The sequence below is a fragment of the Bacillus sp. LQ01 genome, from assembly GCF_057624735.1.
In genome coordinates this window covers 962,823-980,378 of record NZ_JBYEZL010000002.1, presented here as the reverse complement: position 1 = coordinate 980,378, position 17,556 = coordinate 962,823, and the positions used below count along the sequence as shown (strand labels likewise).

Sequence of the window (17,556 nt, the reverse complement as noted above, 5' to 3'; positions counted from 1 at the left end):
CATTAATCTTATTGATTTCTCTTGTTTTTGTCAATCAAGAATGAATATACCATACAGTGCCAATCTACCATTTGTCAATAATTGTTTAATAAAAACATAAAAATATAAGGTTAATTTAAAATCTCTTCCAAGATATCTTCTGCATTCCTTACTAGTTTTGCTCCTTGCTGAATAAGATGATTCGTTCCCGATGCCCCCTCTATAAATATAGGTCCAGGAAGCGCAAATACCTCTCTACTTTGCTCTAACGCAAGGTCCGCAGTAATAAGTGTTCCACTTCTCGATTTCGCTTCTACAACTAAAACACCTTTACTTATACCACTAATAATCCGGTTTCTTTTTGGAAAATACCATTTTTTCGGTGCATAGTGCGGCGGATACTCTGTCAATAACAATATATATTCCTTCCACATTTCATATAAAGGTCTATTTTCTTTCGGATACATAAAAGACAATCCATGCCCTAATATCGCAATAGTCGGGCAATGATGCCTTACTGTAATCTCATGAGACATTGTATCTATCCCTTTTGCAAACCCACTGACAATAAGCCACTCTCTTTCTAATAAAGGGTGTAAAATAAACTTCAAACTCTCATGACCATATAATGATGGTTCTCTCGTTCCAACAACTGCTAATTTATTTACTTTATTCAGGAAATCTTTCTCTCCTTTTCCATATAAAACGAAGGGAGGGTCTTGTATTTCACGTAATAATTGCGGATAATTTTCATCCCATATCGTTATATAAAAAATACGATTTTTCTCTAAATAAGATATATATTGCGGAAGATTTGAACTTTGAAGAAATTTTACTAGTTCTGAAGATTTTTTCGAGGATATTCCAGTGTAGTGTTCCATTTGTTTTTCGTTAAAATTATATATGTTCTCTAATTCTGGATCGACATATAGTAGCCTCTCCATCGCTTTCCAATAATCTGCTAGCAAGTAATGAAGATGTAATAATCTCTCTCTTTTCATCTTGATTCTCCTTACCCATAATTTTTATTATGTAAACAGAAAAAGTCTAAAAAGACACCCTCAAGTAAGAAGGTGTCTTTCAACAGATTAATAGTTTTTACAAGTCTCAAATAAACCTTTTTCTTTTAAAACAGAGATTAGCGTTTCTCCCATAACTGCTGGAGTTTCAGCTACTTTAATACCACAAGCTTCCATTGTTTTAATCTTTTCAGCAGCAGTTCCTTTACCGCCAGAAATGATTGCACCAGCATGGCCCATACGTTTGCCAGCAGGCGCTGTTTGACCACCAATGAAGCCTACAACAGGTTTTGTCATATTAGCTTTTACCCATTCAGCTGCCTCTTCTTCTGCTGTACCGCCGATTTCACCAATCATAATTACAGCATGTGTTTCTTCATCTTCATTAAATGCTTTTAAAGCATCAATAAAGTCTGTACCGTTAACAGGGTCTCCGCCGATACCTACAGCAGTAGATTGGCCAATACCTTCTTGTGTTAACTGATGTACAGCTTCATACGTTAATGTACCAGAGCGAGATACGATACCAACATGACCTTTTTTATGAATATATCCTGGCATAATACCAATCTTACATTCATCCGGTGTGATTACACCTGGGCAGTTTGGTCCAAGTAAACGTGTATGTTTACCCGCCATATATCTCTTTACGTTTACCATATCTAATACAGGAATCCCTTCAGTAATACATACTACTAAATCAATTTCTGCATCAACAGCTTCCATAATTGCATCTGCCGCAAAAGCGGGTGGAACGTATACAACTGAAGCGTTTGCGCCTGTTGCTTTCACTGCATCTTCTACTGTATCAAATACTGGTACACCTTCAATATCAGTGCCGCCCTTACCTGGTGTTACACCACCGACAATTTTCGTACCGTATTCAATCATTTGTTTTGTATGGAATAAACCTTGAGAACCTGTAATACCTTGAACAATAACTTTTGTATCTTTATTAACTAATACGCTCATTTTTCTCCCCCGCTTTCTATTAGCCCACTAGTGAAACAATTTTTTGTGCACCGTCTGCCATAGATTCTGCTGCAACAATATTTAAGCCAGACTCATTTAAAATTTTCTTACCTAGTTCTACGTTTGTACCTTCAAGACGTACAACTAAAGGTAACTCAAGACCTACTTGTTTCGTTGCTTCAATAACACCTTCTGCAATAACATCACACTTCATAATGCCACCAAAAATGTTAACAAAGATACCTTTTACATTTTTGTCAGAAAGGATAATTTTGAATGCTTCTGTAACTTTTTCTGCAGTTGCACCGCCACCAACATCTAAGAAGTTAGCTGGGTCACCGTGGTAATGTTTAATGATATCCATTGTAGCCATCGCTAAACCTGCACCATTAACCATACAACCGATATTTCCATCTAAAGGAATGTAGTTTAAGTCGTATTTTGAAGCTTCAATTTCTTTTGAATCCTCTTCATCAAGATCACGAAGCTCTAAAATGTCTTTATGGCGATATAATGCATTAGAATCAAAGTTTAATTTTGCATCTAATGCCATAACTTTACCTTCACCTGTTGTAACAAGTGGGTTAATCTCAGCGATAGAGCAATCTTTTTCGATAAACGCACGGTATAAGCCCATCATAAACTTCACAGCTTGTCCTACAAGCTCTTTTGGAATATTGATGTTAAATGCGATTCGGCGCGCTTGGAAACCTTGTAAGCCTACTGCTGGATCAATATATTCTTTAAAGATTTTTTCAGGTGTTTTTTCTGCTACTTCTTCAATTTCTGTTCCGCCTTCTTCAGACGCCATTAAAACAACTTGAGAAGTTGCACGATCTAAAACTAGACCTACATAATATTCTTTTTTAATATCGCAACCTTCTTCGATAAGTAAGCGTTTTACTTCCTTACCTTCAGGACCTGTTTGATGTGTCACAAGTGTAGTTCCTAAAATGCTTTCTGCATATGTACGAACTTCATCTAAATTTTTTGCAACTTTTACTCCGCCAGCTTTGCCGCGTCCACCAGCGTGAATTTGTGCTTTCACTACACATACATCTGTTCCTAATTCTTTCGCCGCTTCTACAGCTTCTTCTACTGTAAATGCAACCTTCCCGTTCGGAACGCTAACCCCATAGCTTCTAAGGACTGCCTTACCTTGGTACTCATGGATATTCATGGTCCCATCCTCCCCTGTTTTCCTGTTTTACTCGAAAAGTTTTTTAATGTTTAAAAAACATTACATTGCCATTGTATAAGATGATTGGCACGCTGTCTACAATAAAGTGTCAGAAAACTGAAATCGCTTTATTCTTTTTCGGAAATAGTAATGTTTATATGCCAAAATAAAAAAATAAGCTGTATATTTACAGCTTATTTTTGAATCATATCTTTAATTGGCGCGAATGACTTTCGGTGTTCATCTAATACTCCATGCACTTGAATTGCCTCTAAATGTTGCTTTGTGCCATATCCCATATGTTGCTCAAATCCATATTGAGGATACTTCTCTCCCAGTTCTTTCATCATACGATCTCTCGTTACTTTTGCGATAATGGATGCGGCTGAAATCGAAACACTTTTCGCATCACCTTTAATAATTGATGTTTGCGGAATTGGTGTAGGAAGTTTCATCGCATCAATTAATAAATGTTGGGGTGTACAAGATAAATTCGCAACTGCATCTAACATCGCTTGTTTCGTTGCTTGGTAAATATTAATGTCATCAATAACTTGCGGCGATACAATTCCTACTCCAATTGCAATTGCTTGTACTTTTATTTCATCATAAAAACGCTCACGTTTCGCTTCACTCAACTTTTTCGAATCATTTAACCCTGGAATATAAAAATCCTCAGGAAGAACGACAGCTGCCGTCACAACAGGCCCAGCCAATGGCCCGCGCCCTACTTCATCAATACCCGCGATATATGTGACCCCTTTTTCACGCAAAGCATTTTCATACTTGGACATTTCAAAAAACTTCTCTTTTTCTTTCTGTTCTAACTCTTTTTGTTTATACCACTTCAAAACGAGCTTTTGAACACCTTTTCGATCATCTTTCATTAACAGTTGAAAGCGATCATCTTCTTCATTCATAATTTCTTTCAATACATTTTCTGCTTCTTTTATCGTTATAGTTTGCATTTATACAAGCTCCTTTTTAAACATATCCAAAAAGAAAAGACGCACAAACGCACGTCTTATACTTCTTCTATTTTTTCCACATCTTCTACTTGCTCTGCAAACTCTTCCGGTGTTTCAAACGTCATTTTTCCAAGTTTGCCACCACGAAGCTCACGAAGCACAAGCTCAGATGTCTTATCATAATCAATCATTCCGCCGCCCATTAAGCAGCCTCTATTTTTTCCAATTGCATCGAATAATTCCACAATATCTTCTGGAATCTCATTTAAATTATAGCGTTCTTTCAAGCGTTCTGGATAATGTTTCTCCATAAAACGTAATGCGTAAACAGCTACATCTTGTAAATTTAAAATTGAATCTTTAATTGCACCCGTTGTCGCTAAGCGAAGACCCACTAATTGATCTTCAAATTTAGGCCACAGAATACCTGGTGTATCTAACAATTCCATTTCCTTCCCAACTTTAATCCATTGTTGAGCTGTTGTCACACCTGGACGATCTCCTGTTTTAGCAATATTTTTCTTTGCCAATTTATTAATCAATGTAGATTTACCAACATTTGGTATACCTACAATTAATGCACGAATCGCTCTCGGTCTAATACCTTTTGCAACCATTTTATCAAATTTTTCTTTAACAAGCACTTTACAAGCTGCTGCAATTTCCTTCATACCTTGTCCAGCTTGTGCGTTAATTGAAATTGCCATATGGCCTTTTTCTTTAAAATATGCGATCCATTGTTTTGTTAAACGATCATCTGCCATATCCGCTTTATTTAAAACAACAAGCCTTGGCTTATGTGTAATGATTTCATCAATCATTGGGTTTCGAGATGATAATGGTAATCGAGCATCTACAAGTTCAATTACAACATCAATTAATTTTAATTTCTCCGTTACTTGGCGTCTAGCCTTCGCCATATGCCCTGGAAACCATTGAATTACCATGTTGCCACCTTCTTTTTCATTTATTTCACAATACGTGCGTCTTCTAACGGCCAATATAACATATTAGCTTTACCAATTACTTGATCCATTGAAATCGTACCGATTGAACGGCTATCTTTACTAAAACGACGATTATCACCTAAAACAAATAATTGATCTTTTGGAACGGTTTTCTTGCCTGTCATTTCTTCAAGATTAAAATCATATGTAAGCGGTCCGTCAGCAATTTGCTTTTTCTGCTTGTCTAAATACGGCTCCTCATAAGCCTTTCCGTTAATATACAGTTTATCATTACGATACTCTATTTCATCGCCTGGCAGGCCTATAATGCGCTTAATGTAATCTTTATCTTCTGTTGCTCGAAATACGATAATATCAAAGCGTTTTGGATCTCCAATGTGATAACCAATTTTATTCACAATCATTCGATCACGATCATGTAAAGTAGGTGCCATCGATACCCCGTCTACGAGAATTGGCGCAAAGAAAAACTGTCTAATAACACCAGCTAATACAACAGCAATCAAAATTGCTTTAATCCATTCCCAAAGTGAACTCTTCTCTTTTTTCATGCATTTCCCCTCCACGGTTATGTAAACTGCTCGTATTATACCAAAATTTCATATAGATTGGAAAAAGGGAGCTTGTGCATTTACAAGCTCCCATACATGTCTTATCGAATTTCTTTAATACGTGCTTTTTTACCGCGAAGGTTACGTAAGTAGTATAACTTAGCACGACGTACTTTACCACGGCGAAGTACTTCGATTTTCGCGATTCTTGGCGTGTGAACTGGGAATGTACGCTCAACACCTACACCGTAAGAAATCTTACGAACTGTGAATGTTTCACTGATTCCGCCACCACGACGTTTAATTACAACACCTTCGAAAAGCTGAATTCTTTCACGAGTTCCCTCAACAACTTTTACGTGTACACGTAAAGTGTCACCAGGACGGAATGAAGGAAGGTCAGTTTTTAATTGGCCTTTTGTAATTTCTGCGATTAATTGTTGCATATTAAATTCTCTCCTTTAAACAGATGCTCTTATAAAGTCTTAATAAATTACAGCGGAACATCGTTAATACGGCTACTGATTTCAGTAGCACAAATGTTATAATAGCATATTACTAGGCCTGTTGCAATAGCAAATATATGAAGTTATTACTGCTCTCGCTTTATTTCCTCAAGCCATTTTTTCTCTTGTTTAGATAGCTCTCTCTCATCTAATAAATCAGGTCTACGCGTATACGTTCGGCGCAAAGATTCCTTATGTCGCCATTCATCAATGTTTTTATGATTCCCTGACATTAATACATCCGGTACCTTCATACCACGAAAATCAGCTGGACGTGTATAATGAGGATGCTCTAATAAACCTGTACTAAACGAATCCTCTACTTGTGAAGCATGATTTCCTAGCACACCTGGCAAGAGACGTACCACACTATCAGTAATAACCATAGAGGCTAATTCTCCGCCCGTTAATACATAGTCACCAATAGAAATCTCATCCGTTACGAGATGCTCACGAATTCGTTCGTCATATCCTTCATAATGCCCACATACGAAGATTAAATGTTCTTCCCCTGCAAGCTCTTCCGCTTTCTTCTGCGTAAATCTTTCGCCCTGCGGACACATTAAGACAACTCTCGGCTTACGCTCTGTCTCTTTCGTCAAATCCTCTACAGCATCAAAAATAGGCTGAGGAGTAAGCACCATACCAGCTCCTCCGCCGTAAGGATAATCGTCTACGCTATTATGCTTACTTGTTGTATAATCACGAAAGTTAACAACACGAAGGTTTACCGCTTCTTTTTCTTGCGCCTTCTTTAATATAGAAGATCCAAATACACCGGTAAACATGTCTGGGAACAACGTTAAAATATCAATTTTCATTATAGCAGCCCTTCCATTACATGAATGGTTACTAATTTATTTTCAATATTAACTTGAAGTACAACATCATCGATATAAGGAATTAAGAGATCTTGACCCTTCGGGCGTTTAATTACCCAAACATCATTTGCACCAGGAGATAGAATCTCTTTGATTGTCCCTAGCGCTTCTCCTTCTTCCGTTACAACACTGCAACCAATAATTTCATGATAGTAGTATTCACCTTCAGCAAGTTCGCCTAACTGCTCTTCTGGTACTTTTATTAAAGAACCTTTAAACTTCTCTACTTCATCTACATTGTTATATCCTTCAAATGTTAATAAATCGAATGTCTTATGTTGGCGATGAGAAGTTACCTTCACCGGAAGATAGTCTGTGCCTTTCTCATTCGATATGTATAGCATGTTTCCTACTTTATATCGCTCTTCTGGAAAATCAGTACGAGAAATAACACGGATTTCTCCTCTTACGCCATGAGTATTTACAATTTTCCCTACGTTAAACCATTTTGTCATAAATAGTATGTCACCCCTGGTTTCTATATAAATTAAGCATCTCCATTTCGCAGATGGAACATGCAATCTCTATTTAAATGTTAAAAAAGGGAGAGGAATAACTCCTCGCCCTTTTTACGTTTATTGAATTTCCAGTGTTACTTTTTCATCATTATGATGTCCCACTGAATACAAGAGCATTCGAATCGCTTTCGCAACTCTCCCTTGCTTTCCAATGACTTTTCCAACATCCTCAGGATGTACAGTTAATCGATACTTTATCTCTCCGTTGCAAAGTTCCTGTGTAACTTTTACATCTTCAGGATAATCGACAAGAGGCTTGACAATCGTCTCGACTAACTTCTTCATAGTCATTGCCTCAATTACTTACCTTGTTTAGATAAGTGGAATTTCTCCATGATACCTTGGTTAGAGAATAAGTTACGAACTGTATCAGATGGTTTAGCACCATTTCCTAACCATTTTAATGCTGCTTCTTCGTTGATCTTAACTTCAGCTGGTTGAGCAACTGGATTGTAAGTTCCGATTTCCTCAATGAAACGTCCGTCACGAGGAGAACGAGAATCTGCAACAACTACACGATAGAAAGGAGTTTTTTTAGCTCCCATACGTTTTAAACGAATTTTAACTGCCATTTATAAAGCACCTCCGAATTTATTTCACACAGATAATTATATTAGCAAAAAGACTATTGCTTTGTAAAGTATTTTTTCTTAACAGAGCCATCTTTTTTTCCTTACATGAATGGAAACTTCAATCCACCTAGTCCTTTTTTCTTACCTTTTTGCATTCCCGTCATCGTCTTCATCATTTTTTTCATGTCATCGAATTGCTTAATTAGACGATTGATTTCTTGTACAGTTGTACCGCTACCTTTGGCAATGCGCTTTTTGCGACTAGCATTGATTATTTCCGGTTGTTCTCGTTCTAATTTAGTCATAGAACGAATAATTGCCTCAATATGCCCAATTTGTTTTTCATCAACTTGCGCATTTTTCAGCCCTTTAATTTTATTTGCACCAGGAAGCATTCCTAACAATTCATCAAGCGGCCCAAGTTGGCGCACTTGTCCAAGTTGTTCTAGGAAATCGTCAAGCGTAAACGAAAGCGTACGCATTTTTTGCTCAAGTTCTTTTGCTTTCTCTTCATCAACTGTAGCTTGCGCTTTTTCAATTAACGTTAAGACATCGCCCATCCCTAAAATACGGGATGCCATACGCTCTGGATGGAACGCTTCAATTGCATCTAGTTTTTCACCCATACCAGCAAATTTAATCGGCGTGTTTGTTACAGCCTTAATAGATAATGCAGCACCACCGCGCGTATCACCATCTAATTTCGTTAATACAACACCTGTTAAACCTAACTGTTCATGGAAACTTTGTGCAACATTTACCGCGTCTTGCCCCGTCATCGCATCGACAACAAGGAAAATTTCATCCGGTTTCGCAACTTCTTTCACTTTCGCTAATTCATCCATTAATTCTTCATCAATATGCAGGCGACCCGCTGTATCGATTAAAACATAATCGTGATGATCTTCTTTTGCTTTTGCAATCGCTTGTTTCGCAATTTCAACAGGACTTACTTGATCTCCTAAAGAAAATACAGGCATGTCCAATTGCTTCCCTAATGTTTCAAGCTGTTTAATCGCTGCTGGACGGTAAATATCCGCTGCAACAAGCATCGGTTTACGATTATGCTTTTTACGAAGCAAATTCGCAAGCTTACCTGTCGTCGTTGTTTTACCCGCACCTTGCAGACCAACCATCATAATAACAGTCGGTGGCTTATTAGCAACAGCAATTTTGCTTTGCTCTCCGCCCATAAGTTCTGTAAGTTCTTCCTGTACAACTTTAATTACTTGTTGTCCAGGTGTCAAACTTTTCATTACATCTTGTCCGACAGCACGTTCAGACACACGCTTCACAAAATCTTTTACTACTTTAAAGTTAACATCCGCTTCTAAAAGAGCTAGACGAACTTCTCTCATCATTTCTTTCACATCGGCTTCAGAAACTTTTCCTTTGCCGCGGATTTTTTGCATTGTCTGTTGAAGTCGGTCGGCTAATCCTTCAAATGCCATATTGCCGCCCTCCTAATCTAATTTTTCGATAGCTTCAACAACTTGTTTCATTTCTTCATTCACATGCTCTTCTTCGCTGATTAGCTGTTTTAGCTTTGCAACAAGTCGCTGTCGCTCTTGAAACTTTTGAAGTAATACTAATTTTTCTTCATATTCTTCAAGCATCGCTTCAGTCCGTTTAATGTTATCATACACGGCTTGGCGACTTACATCAAATTCTTCCGCAATTTCACCAAGAGATAAATCATCTAGATAATAAAGCGACATATAACTTCTTTGTTTTTGCGTTAACAACGATTGATAAAAATCAAATAAATAGTTCATTCTCGTTGTTTTTTCGAGCATGTTGGATCATCCTTTGTTAAGTGATTTCCCTTTACATGAATTAGTTTACATGTAGTCCAAAAGAGTGTCAAGTTTTTTTCTTAACATCATATATTTTTTATAGAAAAAGAAGCGGAAATACCGCTTCTTTCGCTTATACTTCTTCTGTTTCTACTAAGTTCGCAAATAAACCATACACATATTGTTCTGGATCAAACTGCTGCAAGTCATCCATTTGCTCTCCTAATCCAACAAACTTCACCGGTACATCCATTTCGTTACGAATCGCTAATACAATACCACCTTTAGCAGTTCCATCTAACTTCGTTAAAACAATACCAGTTACATTCGTTGCTTCACGGAATGTTTTCGCTTGGCTTAAACCGTTTTGTCCTGTTGTTGCATCAATAACAAGCAATACTTCATGAGGAGCACCTGGTACTTCACGCTCAATTACACGCTTCACCTTCTCTAACTCTTTCATTAAGTTCACTTTATTTTGCAAGCGTCCTGCTGTGTCACATAGTAATACATCTACCTTACGTGCTTTCGCTGCTTGTACAGCGTCATACATAACCGCCGCTGGATCAGATCCAGATCCTTGTTTAATCACTTCTACACCAACGCGATCGCCCCATACTTCTAATTGTTCAATCGCTCCAGCACGGAATGTGTCTCCTGCCGCCAATAGGACTGACTTACCTTCTGATTTAAACTTATGCGCCAGTTTACCAATTGTCGTCGTTTTTCCTACACCATTAACACCAACAAATAAAACGACCGTTAATTGGTCCTCTTGCATATTAATTTCGTTACTAAAATCGCTGTCACCTTTGTAAATTCCTACTAGTTTTTCTGAAATAACAGCTTGTACTTCTTTTGGATCTTGAATGTTACGACGTTGTACTTCTTCTTTCAATTGGTCAATTAATTCCATTACCGTCGCAACGCCAACGTCTGCACCGATTAAAATTTCTTCTAACTCTTCGAAGAAATCTTCGTCCACTTTACGGTAACGATACACTAAATCATTCACTTTATCCGCAAATGAATTTCTCGTTTTTTCTAATCCTTGTTTAAATTTCTCTGTAACTGTATCCGTTTGTTTTGAAATTTTTTCTTTTAGTTTTTTAAAAAAACTCATACTTTCCCATCCTTCCTATTCACTTGCAATAAGTTCTTCTCCGGCGTCTAAACGAACCGAAACAAGTTTAGATACCCCCGATTCTTGCATTGTTACACCGTACAACACATCAGACTCTTCCATTGTACCTTTTCTATGTGTAATTACAATAAACTGCGTCTCATCACTGAATTTCTTTAAATACTGTGCAAAACGAGCTACATTCGCCTCATCAAGGGCTGCCTCTACCTCATCTAGTACACAGAACGGTACTGGGCGTACTTTTAAAATACCAAATAAAAGCGCAATTGCTGTTAAAGCACGCTCTCCACCTGAAAGTAAACCTAAGTTCTGCAGTTTCTTCCCTGGCGGTTGTGCTACAATATCAATACCCGTATTTAGTAAATCCTCTGGATTAGTCATTACTAAATCCGCTCTACCGCCTCCAAATAATTCAGAGAATACCGATTGAAACTCCATTCTAATGCCTTCAAACGTAGTAGAAAAGCGTTTTTTCATTTCTTCATCCATTTCGGTAATAAGCTGGTGCAATGTCGCTTTCGCTTCTTCTAAGTCGTCTCTCTGCTCTAGTAAGAATGTATGACGCTCCGCTACACGTTCATATTCATCAATTGCCCCTAGGTTCACTGTACCTAACTCTTCTATGGATAATTTGATTAATTTTACTTTCTTACGCGCATCTTCTGCAGGCATTGTCATTGTATATTTTAGTTTTGCCGCTTCAAATGAAATCGTATATGTTTCACGTAAATGTTGTAATCTATTTTCCAACTCTACATCCAGTCGATTTATTCTCACTTCTTGATCTTTCAACATTTCAAGAACATATTTATGTTTACCTGTCGTTTCTTTCAAATTGCGCTCTAAATGTTCTACTCTCTCTTGCAACGATACACGTTGTTCACGACGAGAGCGAATTAATTCTGAAGTTTGATTACGATCATATGCTTTCTTCTCAATCATATTCGTAATTTGCTCTTCACCACTTGAATTAGATGTCATTTCTTGTTTTAAGAACGCTAAATCCTCTTTCGTTTTTACAAGTGTCGCATCCGTTTCTTCTTTTTCCTTCGTCAATCGTTCAACTTTTTCTTTTTGATTAGATAAGCGTTGTTGCTTTTCAGCTGCCAGCACTTTTAACTCAGTCATTTCTTTTTGAACTTTTTCTTTCGAAGAATGTTGCTCACTTTTTTGTTTTGTTAAAGCTACAATTTTACTATCTAACTTAGTGATTTCAGCTTGAAGATTCGTTAAAACCCCTTCTAACTCCTCTTTACGCCCTTGCATTTTTACTCGATCTTGTAAAAACCCTTCAATCTCTAAATCATAAATAGACAACCGATCATTAATACGATGTTCTTCTAATTCTAAACGATTAATCTCTTCTCTTAATTTCTGCTCATCTACACGATCTGCTTCTACAGTTTGCCTTAGTTCGCGTATTTTCACTTCTTTTTCTTGAATCTCTTGTTTTACTGCTTTAACAAAGTTTTCTAACTTCGTTGTTTTTTCTTCCATATCAGTTAACTTGCGAGTCCACTCTTCCAGTTCACGTTGGCGTCCTAATAAAGAAGATTTCGCTTGCTTTACCGCCCCACCAGTCATAGAACCGCCAGGATTCACTACGTCACCTTCGATTGTTACAATGCGATAACGGTATTGCAGTTGTTTCGCCAACTCATTTGCTCCACGTAAATCTTTCGCAACAATAACAGTACCTAATAAATTTGAAACTACATTTTCATATTTATTGTTGTACTGCACAAGTTCTGCCGCCACACCTACAAACGATGGGTGTTGATTTGCAATGCGTAATTGCTCAAATGATAACGATCTGCTTTTAATAACAGCTTGCGGTAAAAACGTTGCACGTCCATGTTTATTTTGCTTTAGAAATGCAATCGCATTACGAGCATGTTCCTCTGTTTGTACAACAATATGCTGCATCGCTGCACCTAGAGCGATTTCCATTGCAACTTCGTATTCTTTCGGTACCGTTAACAGTTCCGCAACAGCACCCTCGATACCTTGCAACCTATTTTCTCTAGCTTTCAATACTTCACGTACACCTTGATAGAATCCAGAATAATCTTCTTGCATCTCTTCAAGCATTTCTTTTCGAGAACGTGCCTGTTGCACAAATTGATATGCTTGATACAGTTTTGTTTCATTTTCACTATACTGCGTCTTACATTTCCCAAGCGCCGCCTCTGTCTTCTGTATATTTGAGAGAATGCCAGCTACTTTTTCTTTCGCTTGTTCGTAACTTTCTACAAGTTTCGTCTTTTTCGCTGTAATTTCCATACGCATTTCTACATATTTCGCATTCTCTTCATCTAGACGCTCGTTTTTAGACGTTTGCTGTTTCGATTGTTCTTCAATCATAGATAATTCATTACGATGACTAGCTTGTTGATTTAAAAGCTCAATATAGTCACCTTTTAAATTCTCAATCTGTTCCTCTAAATTGTCAGCAAAAGTAGCAATCAGTTGCTCATTATCATGCAATTTTTGCTCCAACTCTTTTACTTCATTCACAAATTGCATTAAAGATTCTGTACTTGACTCAATCTCACCATCGTAACTTTTAGCTTTCTCAGTTAATTCAACAATTAACTGCTCAAGTTGCGCACAATGCGTCGTAGCATTTTGCTTTCTTTCTTTTAACAACTCACGCTGCCCTTCTAGTTTTTCTAGCTCTTTACTAGAAAGAAGAAGTACTTCTTGCAACGAGTCTACAGACTCGTCTACCGCTTGTAATTGTCCTCGTAATTCCTCAAGCTCTTCTTCACTTTTTTGTAAATTCGTTGACATTTTAGCTTCTTCGTTTTTATTATGCCCAAACTGATTTCGAAGCGCTTCCCATTTCTCATGCAATTCTTCAATTTCATGAACAATAAGCGCAGCTTCTACTTTCTCTAATTCTTCTTTATTCTCAAGATAATCTTTCGCAATAGAAGCTTGTCTTTCTAAAGGTTCTACTTGACTACTTAATTCATGAATTATATCTTGTACACGATTTAAGTTTTCTTGTGTTTCTGCTAGTTTCCCTTCAGCTTTCTTTTTGCGAAGTTTGTATTTTAGTACGCCTGCCGCTTCTTCAAATACACCTCGACGCTCTTCTGACTTACTACTTAAAATCTCTTCCACTTTCCCCTGGCTAATAATTGAAAAAGCTTCTCTTCCCATACCAGAGTCCATAAATAAATCGATAATATCTTTCAATCTACATGATTGTTTATTAATATAAAAATCACTATCACCTGAACGAGATACACGACGTGTTACACACACCTCATTGTATTCAATTGGTAAACGTTGATCTTCATTATTTAAAGTTATTGTTACTTCAGCAACATTAACCGCTCTCCTCGTATCACTGCCTGCAAAAATAATATCCTCCATCTTTGCACCACGTAATGATTTTGCAGATTGTTCACCAAGTACCCAGCGAATTGCATCAGTAATATTACTTTTCCCGCTTCCATTAGGTCCTACTACAGAAGTTACACCTGGGACAAAATCAACAGATACACGCTCAGCAAAAGACTTAAACCCTGCTATTTCTAATCTTTTTAAAAACACGAAAGGCCTTCCTCCTATTCTCCGTCATTATAAATGTTCTCTATATAAAAACAAGTATTATACGGATTTACCTTCTTTTTCTTTATAAACAAAAAGAAAGTTTCATTCTATGCATAAGGAATCCCCCTCATTCAAAGGGGGATTCCTTATAGTTGTTCTTTTAATTTTTTCAATGCTTCTGCAGCAGCTTGTTGCTCTGCTTCTTTTTTCGACTTACCACTACCAAGACCTAAAGCTACGTTATTTAACGTAACACGTGACACAAATTCTCGATTGTGAGCTGGTCCTTTTTCTTGCAAAATTTGATACTCAACATTGCCACTGCCATCACGCTGAATCAATTCTTGCAACTGACTCTTATAATCCATCACATGAGAAAAAGCACCCTCATTAATTTTCGGATATACAATTTCTTTTAAGAATTCCCAAACTGTTTCTAGCCCTTGATCAAGATAAAGGGCACCAATAAACGCTTCAAAGACATCCGCTAATAAAGCTGGTCGTTCACGTCCACCTGTCATTTCTTCACCTTTTCCTAATAAAACAAGGCTGCCAAATGACAATTCGTTCGCAAAACGAACAAGAGATGGCTCACATACAATAGCTGCACGTAGTTTTGTTAACTCTCCTTCGCTCATTGTCGGATATTTTTGAAACAGATACTGTGATACAGTCAGTTCCAATACTGCATCTCCAAGAAATTCAAGACGCTCATTATCTTCATGCGGTTTTTTTCGATGCTCATTCACATACGATGAATGCGTAAATGCTTGAATCAATAATTTTTCATCTGTAAACGTAATACCTATCTTTTCTTGAAACACTTTAAATGCTTCACGATATTTTGTTTCGTATTTTTTTTCTCTATATTTTCGGTACGGCATAGGTCCCTCCAGATATAAGCCAGAAAGCCCCGCTAAAAAACGGGACTTCACTTAAGCATTATAGATGACTCTCTATGTAAGTCACAGCATCGCCAACAGTAGCAATCTTTTCAGCATCTTCATCAGAAATTTCCATTTCGAATTCATCTTCTAATTGCATTACAAGTTCTACTACATCTAGGGAGTCTGCTCCTAAATCTTCCTTGAAGCTTGCAGCTGGTACTACCTCAGTCTCTTCTACTCCTAAACGATCAACGATGATTTTTGTTACGCGCTCTAAAACATCTGCCATTCCATTCACCTCCCCTCAAATATTATATTAAATATTGACCAAAAAAACTAGGTGAAATCGATTCTTTTATTACATTACCATACCGCCATCAACATTTAACGTTTGACCTGTAACATATTTGCTTTGATCAGAAGCAAAAAACGTTACAGCATTCGCGATATCTTTCGCTTCACCAAATTGAGCAGCTGGAATAACTTTTAACATTTCAGCTTTAATATTCTCATCTAGTACATCCGTCATATCAGTCGCAATAAAGCCCGGCGCAATTGCATTCACAGTAATATTTCGACTTGCTAACTCTTTTGCAGATGTTTTTGTTAATCCAATAACACCCGCTTTAGCAGCAACATAATTAGCTTGCCCTGGGTTTCCTATAACACCCACAACAGAAGCGATATTTATAATTCTACCGTGACGTTGACGCATCATATAACGAGATACTGCTTTTGTACATAAGAATACACCTTTTAAGTTTGTATTAATAACTGTATCCCATTCTTCTTCTTTCATACGCATTAATAAATTATCTTTTGTTACACCAGCATTATTTACAAGAATATCAACTTGTCCAAATGTATCTACTGTTTGTTTCACCATATTTGTAACATCATCAACATTTGCAACATCTGCTTTTACCGCAATTGCATCAGAACCTAATTTCTTAATTTCATCTACTACTTCATTTGCTTTTTGTTCATTACCTGCATAATTTACTACTACATTTGCCCCTTGTTTCGCTAAATCGATCGCAATCGCGCGACCAATTCCACGTGAAGCGCCAGTTACTAATGCTACCTTCCCTTTTAACATCAGTTTTCTCCTCTCAAATTTGAAATGGTATCTTTTAATGTCTCTTCATCATATATCGCATATGCTTTCACTGATGAATCAATTGACTTCATAAGTCCAGCAAGTACTTTTCCAGGCCCAATTTCAATAAATGTATCTACTCCCTGCTTCACCATACATTCAATAGACGGGTACCATAATACAGGCGAATAAAGCTGTTCGATTAACTTTTCTTGAATGTCGGCACCACGTGTAATAACATCCGCCGTAACATTTGCAATAACAGGAATGTTCGTATCATGAATTGTAATTTCATTCAAAACACTTTGAAACTTCTCAGCTGCCGGCTTCATAAGTGAAGAATGGAATGGCCCACTTACTTTTAGTGGAATTGCTCTCTTTGCACCATTTTCTTTCGCTCTTTGAGAAGCAACCTCTACGCCTTGCTTCGTTCCAGAAATTACAATTTGCTTCGTACTATTCATATTAGCGATTTGCACTGCATATCCTTCACTTGTTACTTCTTCTGTAACTTGTTTCAGCATATGTGGGTCAGCACCTAATATAGCTGCCATTGCACCTTCCCCGCCCGGAACAGCTTCTTCCATATATTCCCCGCGTTTCCTTACAGCATATACCGCATCTTCAAAAGTTAATGCACCAGCTGCTACAAGAGCGCTATATTCACCTAAACTATGACCAGCGACAAAGTCAGGTGTAATGTCATACTCTTTCAAAGCTGTCAAAATAGCAAAACTCGTTGTTAATAATGCAGGCTGCGCATTTGTTGTTAATGTAAGCTTTTCCTGCGGTCCTTCAAAAATCACTTCTGAAAGTGAATCTTGCAACACCTCATCTGCTTTTGCAAACACTTTTGCAACCTCTTTATTATTCTCTGCTAATTGTTTACCCATTCCAACTGCCTGTGAACCTTGGCCCGGAAAAAGAAATGCTATTTTTCCCATTTCAAATC

The 17,556-nt window shown here is 37.4% G+C and carries 19 protein-coding genes; all 19 read right to left on the bottom strand.

The genetic code is table 11. The annotated features are described in order from the left end of the window. Nucleotides 1–110 precede the first annotated feature (110 nt). The 19 genes from dprA to fabD all read right to left on the bottom strand — a co-directional run bounded on the left by dprA (nucleotide 111) and on the right by fabD (nucleotide 17,548). Nucleotides 111–980: a DNA-processing protein DprA gene (gene dprA, locus AC22L0_RS17575; protein ID WP_000818039.1), complete on the bottom strand. Its 870-nt coding sequence runs from the start codon at nucleotides 978–980 to the stop codon at nucleotides 111–113. A gap of 87 nt (nucleotides 981–1,067) precedes the next feature. Then, entirely contained in the window at nucleotides 1,068–1,970 is a 903-nt protein-coding gene (gene sucD, locus AC22L0_RS17570; protein ID WP_000115178.1) for a succinate--CoA ligase subunit alpha, read from the bottom strand. A 19-nt stretch (nucleotides 1,971–1,989) separates the two neighbouring features. Continuing rightward, nucleotides 1,990–3,150: an ADP-forming succinate--CoA ligase subunit beta gene (sucC, locus tag AC22L0_RS17565; RefSeq protein ID WP_001020791.1), complete on the bottom strand. Its 1,161-nt coding sequence runs from the start codon at nucleotides 3,148–3,150 to the stop codon at nucleotides 1,990–1,992. 194 nt (nucleotides 3,151–3,344) lie between these two features. After that, nucleotides 3,345–4,118 (bottom strand): ribonuclease HII, encoded by a 774-nt coding sequence (gene rnhB, locus AC22L0_RS17560; protein WP_001193513.1) that lies wholly within the window; start codon nucleotides 4,116–4,118, stop codon nucleotides 3,345–3,347. Nucleotides 4,119–4,174: 56 nt separating this feature from the next. After that, nucleotides 4,175–5,065 carry a ribosome biogenesis GTPase YlqF gene (ylqF, locus tag AC22L0_RS17555; RefSeq protein WP_000236702.1) on the bottom strand — a complete coding sequence of 297 codons (891 nt, stop codon included), beginning with the start codon at nucleotides 5,063–5,065 and terminating at the stop codon, nucleotides 4,175–4,177. Nucleotides 5,066–5,085: 20 nt separating this feature from the next. Next, on the bottom strand, nucleotides 5,086–5,637 hold the full coding sequence (gene lepB / locus AC22L0_RS17550) for a signal peptidase I (RefSeq protein ID WP_000711851.1): 552 nt from the start codon (nucleotides 5,635–5,637) through the stop codon (nucleotides 5,086–5,088). Between the two features lie 101 nt (nucleotides 5,638–5,738). Then, nucleotides 5,739–6,083, bottom strand: coding sequence for a 50S ribosomal protein L19 (rplS, locus tag AC22L0_RS17545; protein ID WP_001186516.1), 345 nt, complete (start codon nucleotides 6,081–6,083; stop codon nucleotides 5,739–5,741). A 146-nt stretch (nucleotides 6,084–6,229) separates the two neighbouring features. Next, nucleotides 6,230–6,964, bottom strand: coding sequence for a tRNA (guanosine(37)-N1)-methyltransferase TrmD (gene trmD, locus AC22L0_RS17540; protein ID WP_000686903.1), 735 nt, complete (start codon nucleotides 6,962–6,964; stop codon nucleotides 6,230–6,232). After that, entirely contained in the window at nucleotides 6,964–7,479 is a 516-nt protein-coding gene (rimM, locus tag AC22L0_RS17535) for a ribosome maturation factor RimM (RefSeq protein ID WP_087967416.1), read from the bottom strand. Before rimM ends, trmD begins: the two co-directional genes overlap by 1 nt. Before the next feature lie 120 nt (nucleotides 7,480–7,599). Next, nucleotides 7,600–7,827, bottom strand: a complete 228-nt coding sequence (locus tag AC22L0_RS17530; RefSeq protein WP_000737401.1) for a KH domain-containing protein — start codon at nucleotides 7,825–7,827, stop codon at nucleotides 7,600–7,602. Nucleotides 7,828–7,841: 14 nt separating this feature from the next. Further along, a complete protein-coding gene (gene rpsP, locus AC22L0_RS17525) occupies nucleotides 7,842–8,114 on the bottom strand; it encodes a 30S ribosomal protein S16 (protein ID WP_000268750.1) in 273 nt (90 codons plus the stop codon). Nucleotides 8,115–8,215: 101 nt separating this feature from the next. Beyond that, the gene (ffh, locus tag AC22L0_RS17520; RefSeq protein WP_000863460.1) at nucleotides 8,216–9,565 is read right to left on the bottom strand and encodes a signal recognition particle protein; all 1,350 of its coding nucleotides are present in this window, start codon (nucleotides 9,563–9,565) and stop codon (nucleotides 8,216–8,218) included. A gap of 12 nt (nucleotides 9,566–9,577) precedes the next feature. Then, on the bottom strand, nucleotides 9,578–9,910 hold the full coding sequence (locus tag AC22L0_RS17515; protein WP_000891062.1) for a putative DNA-binding protein: 333 nt from the start codon (nucleotides 9,908–9,910) through the stop codon (nucleotides 9,578–9,580). A 133-nt stretch (nucleotides 9,911–10,043) separates the two neighbouring features. Further along, nucleotides 10,044–11,033, bottom strand: coding sequence for a signal recognition particle-docking protein FtsY (gene ftsY / locus AC22L0_RS17510; protein WP_000007655.1), 990 nt, complete (start codon nucleotides 11,031–11,033; stop codon nucleotides 10,044–10,046). Nucleotides 11,034–11,048: 15 nt separating this feature from the next. Continuing rightward, complete coding sequence (gene smc, locus AC22L0_RS17505; protein ID WP_087967413.1) at nucleotides 11,049–14,618, bottom strand: chromosome segregation protein SMC; 3,570 nt, start codon at nucleotides 14,616–14,618, stop codon at nucleotides 11,049–11,051. 146 nt (nucleotides 14,619–14,764) lie between these two features. After that, entirely contained in the window at nucleotides 14,765–15,502 is a 738-nt protein-coding gene (gene rncS / locus AC22L0_RS17500) for a ribonuclease III (RefSeq protein WP_001146875.1), read from the bottom strand. A 58-nt stretch (nucleotides 15,503–15,560) separates the two neighbouring features. After that, nucleotides 15,561–15,794, bottom strand: coding sequence for an acyl carrier protein (acpP, locus tag AC22L0_RS17495; protein ID WP_000786062.1), 234 nt, complete (start codon nucleotides 15,792–15,794; stop codon nucleotides 15,561–15,563). 69 nt (nucleotides 15,795–15,863) lie between these two features. Further along, nucleotides 15,864–16,604, bottom strand: a complete 741-nt coding sequence (fabG, locus tag AC22L0_RS17490) for a 3-oxoacyl-[acyl-carrier-protein] reductase (protein WP_087967411.1) — start codon at nucleotides 16,602–16,604, stop codon at nucleotides 15,864–15,866. After that, complete coding sequence (gene fabD, locus AC22L0_RS17485) at nucleotides 16,604–17,548, bottom strand: ACP S-malonyltransferase (RefSeq protein WP_000515903.1); 945 nt, start codon at nucleotides 17,546–17,548, stop codon at nucleotides 16,604–16,606. Before fabD ends, fabG begins: the two co-directional genes overlap by 1 nt. Nucleotides 17,549–17,556: the final 8 nt, after the last annotated feature.

Coding starts and splice junctions, on each gene's coding strand:
- dprA (WP_000818039.1), bottom strand. CDS start 980: ATGAAAAGAGAGAGATTATTACATCTTCATTACTTGCTAGCAGATTAT.
- sucD (WP_000115178.1), bottom strand. CDS start 1,970: ATGAGCGTATTAGTTAATAAAGATACAAAAGTTATTGTTCAAGGTATT.
- sucC (WP_001020791.1), bottom strand. CDS start 3,150: ATGAATATCCATGAGTACCAAGGTAAGGCAGTCCTTAGAAGCTATGGG.
- rnhB (WP_001193513.1), bottom strand. CDS start 4,118: ATGCAAACTATAACGATAAAAGAAGCAGAAAATGTATTGAAAGAAATT.
- ylqF (WP_000236702.1), bottom strand. CDS start 5,065: ATGGTAATTCAATGGTTTCCAGGGCATATGGCGAAGGCTAGACGCCAA.
- lepB (WP_000711851.1), bottom strand. CDS start 5,637: ATGAAAAAAGAGAAGAGTTCACTTTGGGAATGGATTAAAGCAATTTTG.
- rplS (WP_001186516.1), bottom strand. CDS start 6,083: ATGCAACAATTAATCGCAGAAATTACAAAAGGCCAATTAAAAACTGAC.
- trmD (WP_000686903.1), bottom strand. CDS start 6,964: ATGAAAATTGATATTTTAACGTTGTTCCCAGACATGTTTACCGGTGTA.
- rimM (WP_087967416.1), bottom strand. CDS start 7,479: ATGACAAAATGGTTTAACGTAGGGAAAATTGTAAATACTCATGGCGTA.
- AC22L0_RS17530 (WP_000737401.1), bottom strand. CDS start 7,827: ATGAAGAAGTTAGTCGAGACGATTGTCAAGCCTCTTGTCGATTATCCT.
- rpsP (WP_000268750.1), bottom strand. CDS start 8,114: ATGGCAGTTAAAATTCGTTTAAAACGTATGGGAGCTAAAAAAACTCCT.
- ffh (WP_000863460.1), bottom strand. CDS start 9,565: ATGGCATTTGAAGGATTAGCCGACCGACTTCAACAGACAATGCAAAAA.
- AC22L0_RS17515 (WP_000891062.1), bottom strand. CDS start 9,910: ATGCTCGAAAAAACAACGAGAATGAACTATTTATTTGATTTTTATCAA.
- ftsY (WP_000007655.1), bottom strand. CDS start 11,033: ATGAGTTTTTTTAAAAAACTAAAAGAAAAAATTTCAAAACAAACGGAT.
- rncS (WP_001146875.1), bottom strand. CDS start 15,502: ATGCCGTACCGAAAATATAGAGAAAAAAAATACGAAACAAAATATCGT.
- acpP (WP_000786062.1), bottom strand. CDS start 15,794: ATGGCAGATGTTTTAGAGCGCGTAACAAAAATCATCGTTGATCGTTTA.
- fabG (WP_087967411.1), bottom strand. CDS start 16,604: ATGTTAAAAGGGAAGGTAGCATTAGTAACTGGCGCTTCACGTGGAATT.
- fabD (WP_000515903.1), bottom strand. CDS start 17,548: ATGGGAAAAATAGCATTTCTTTTTCCGGGCCAAGGTTCACAGGCAGTT.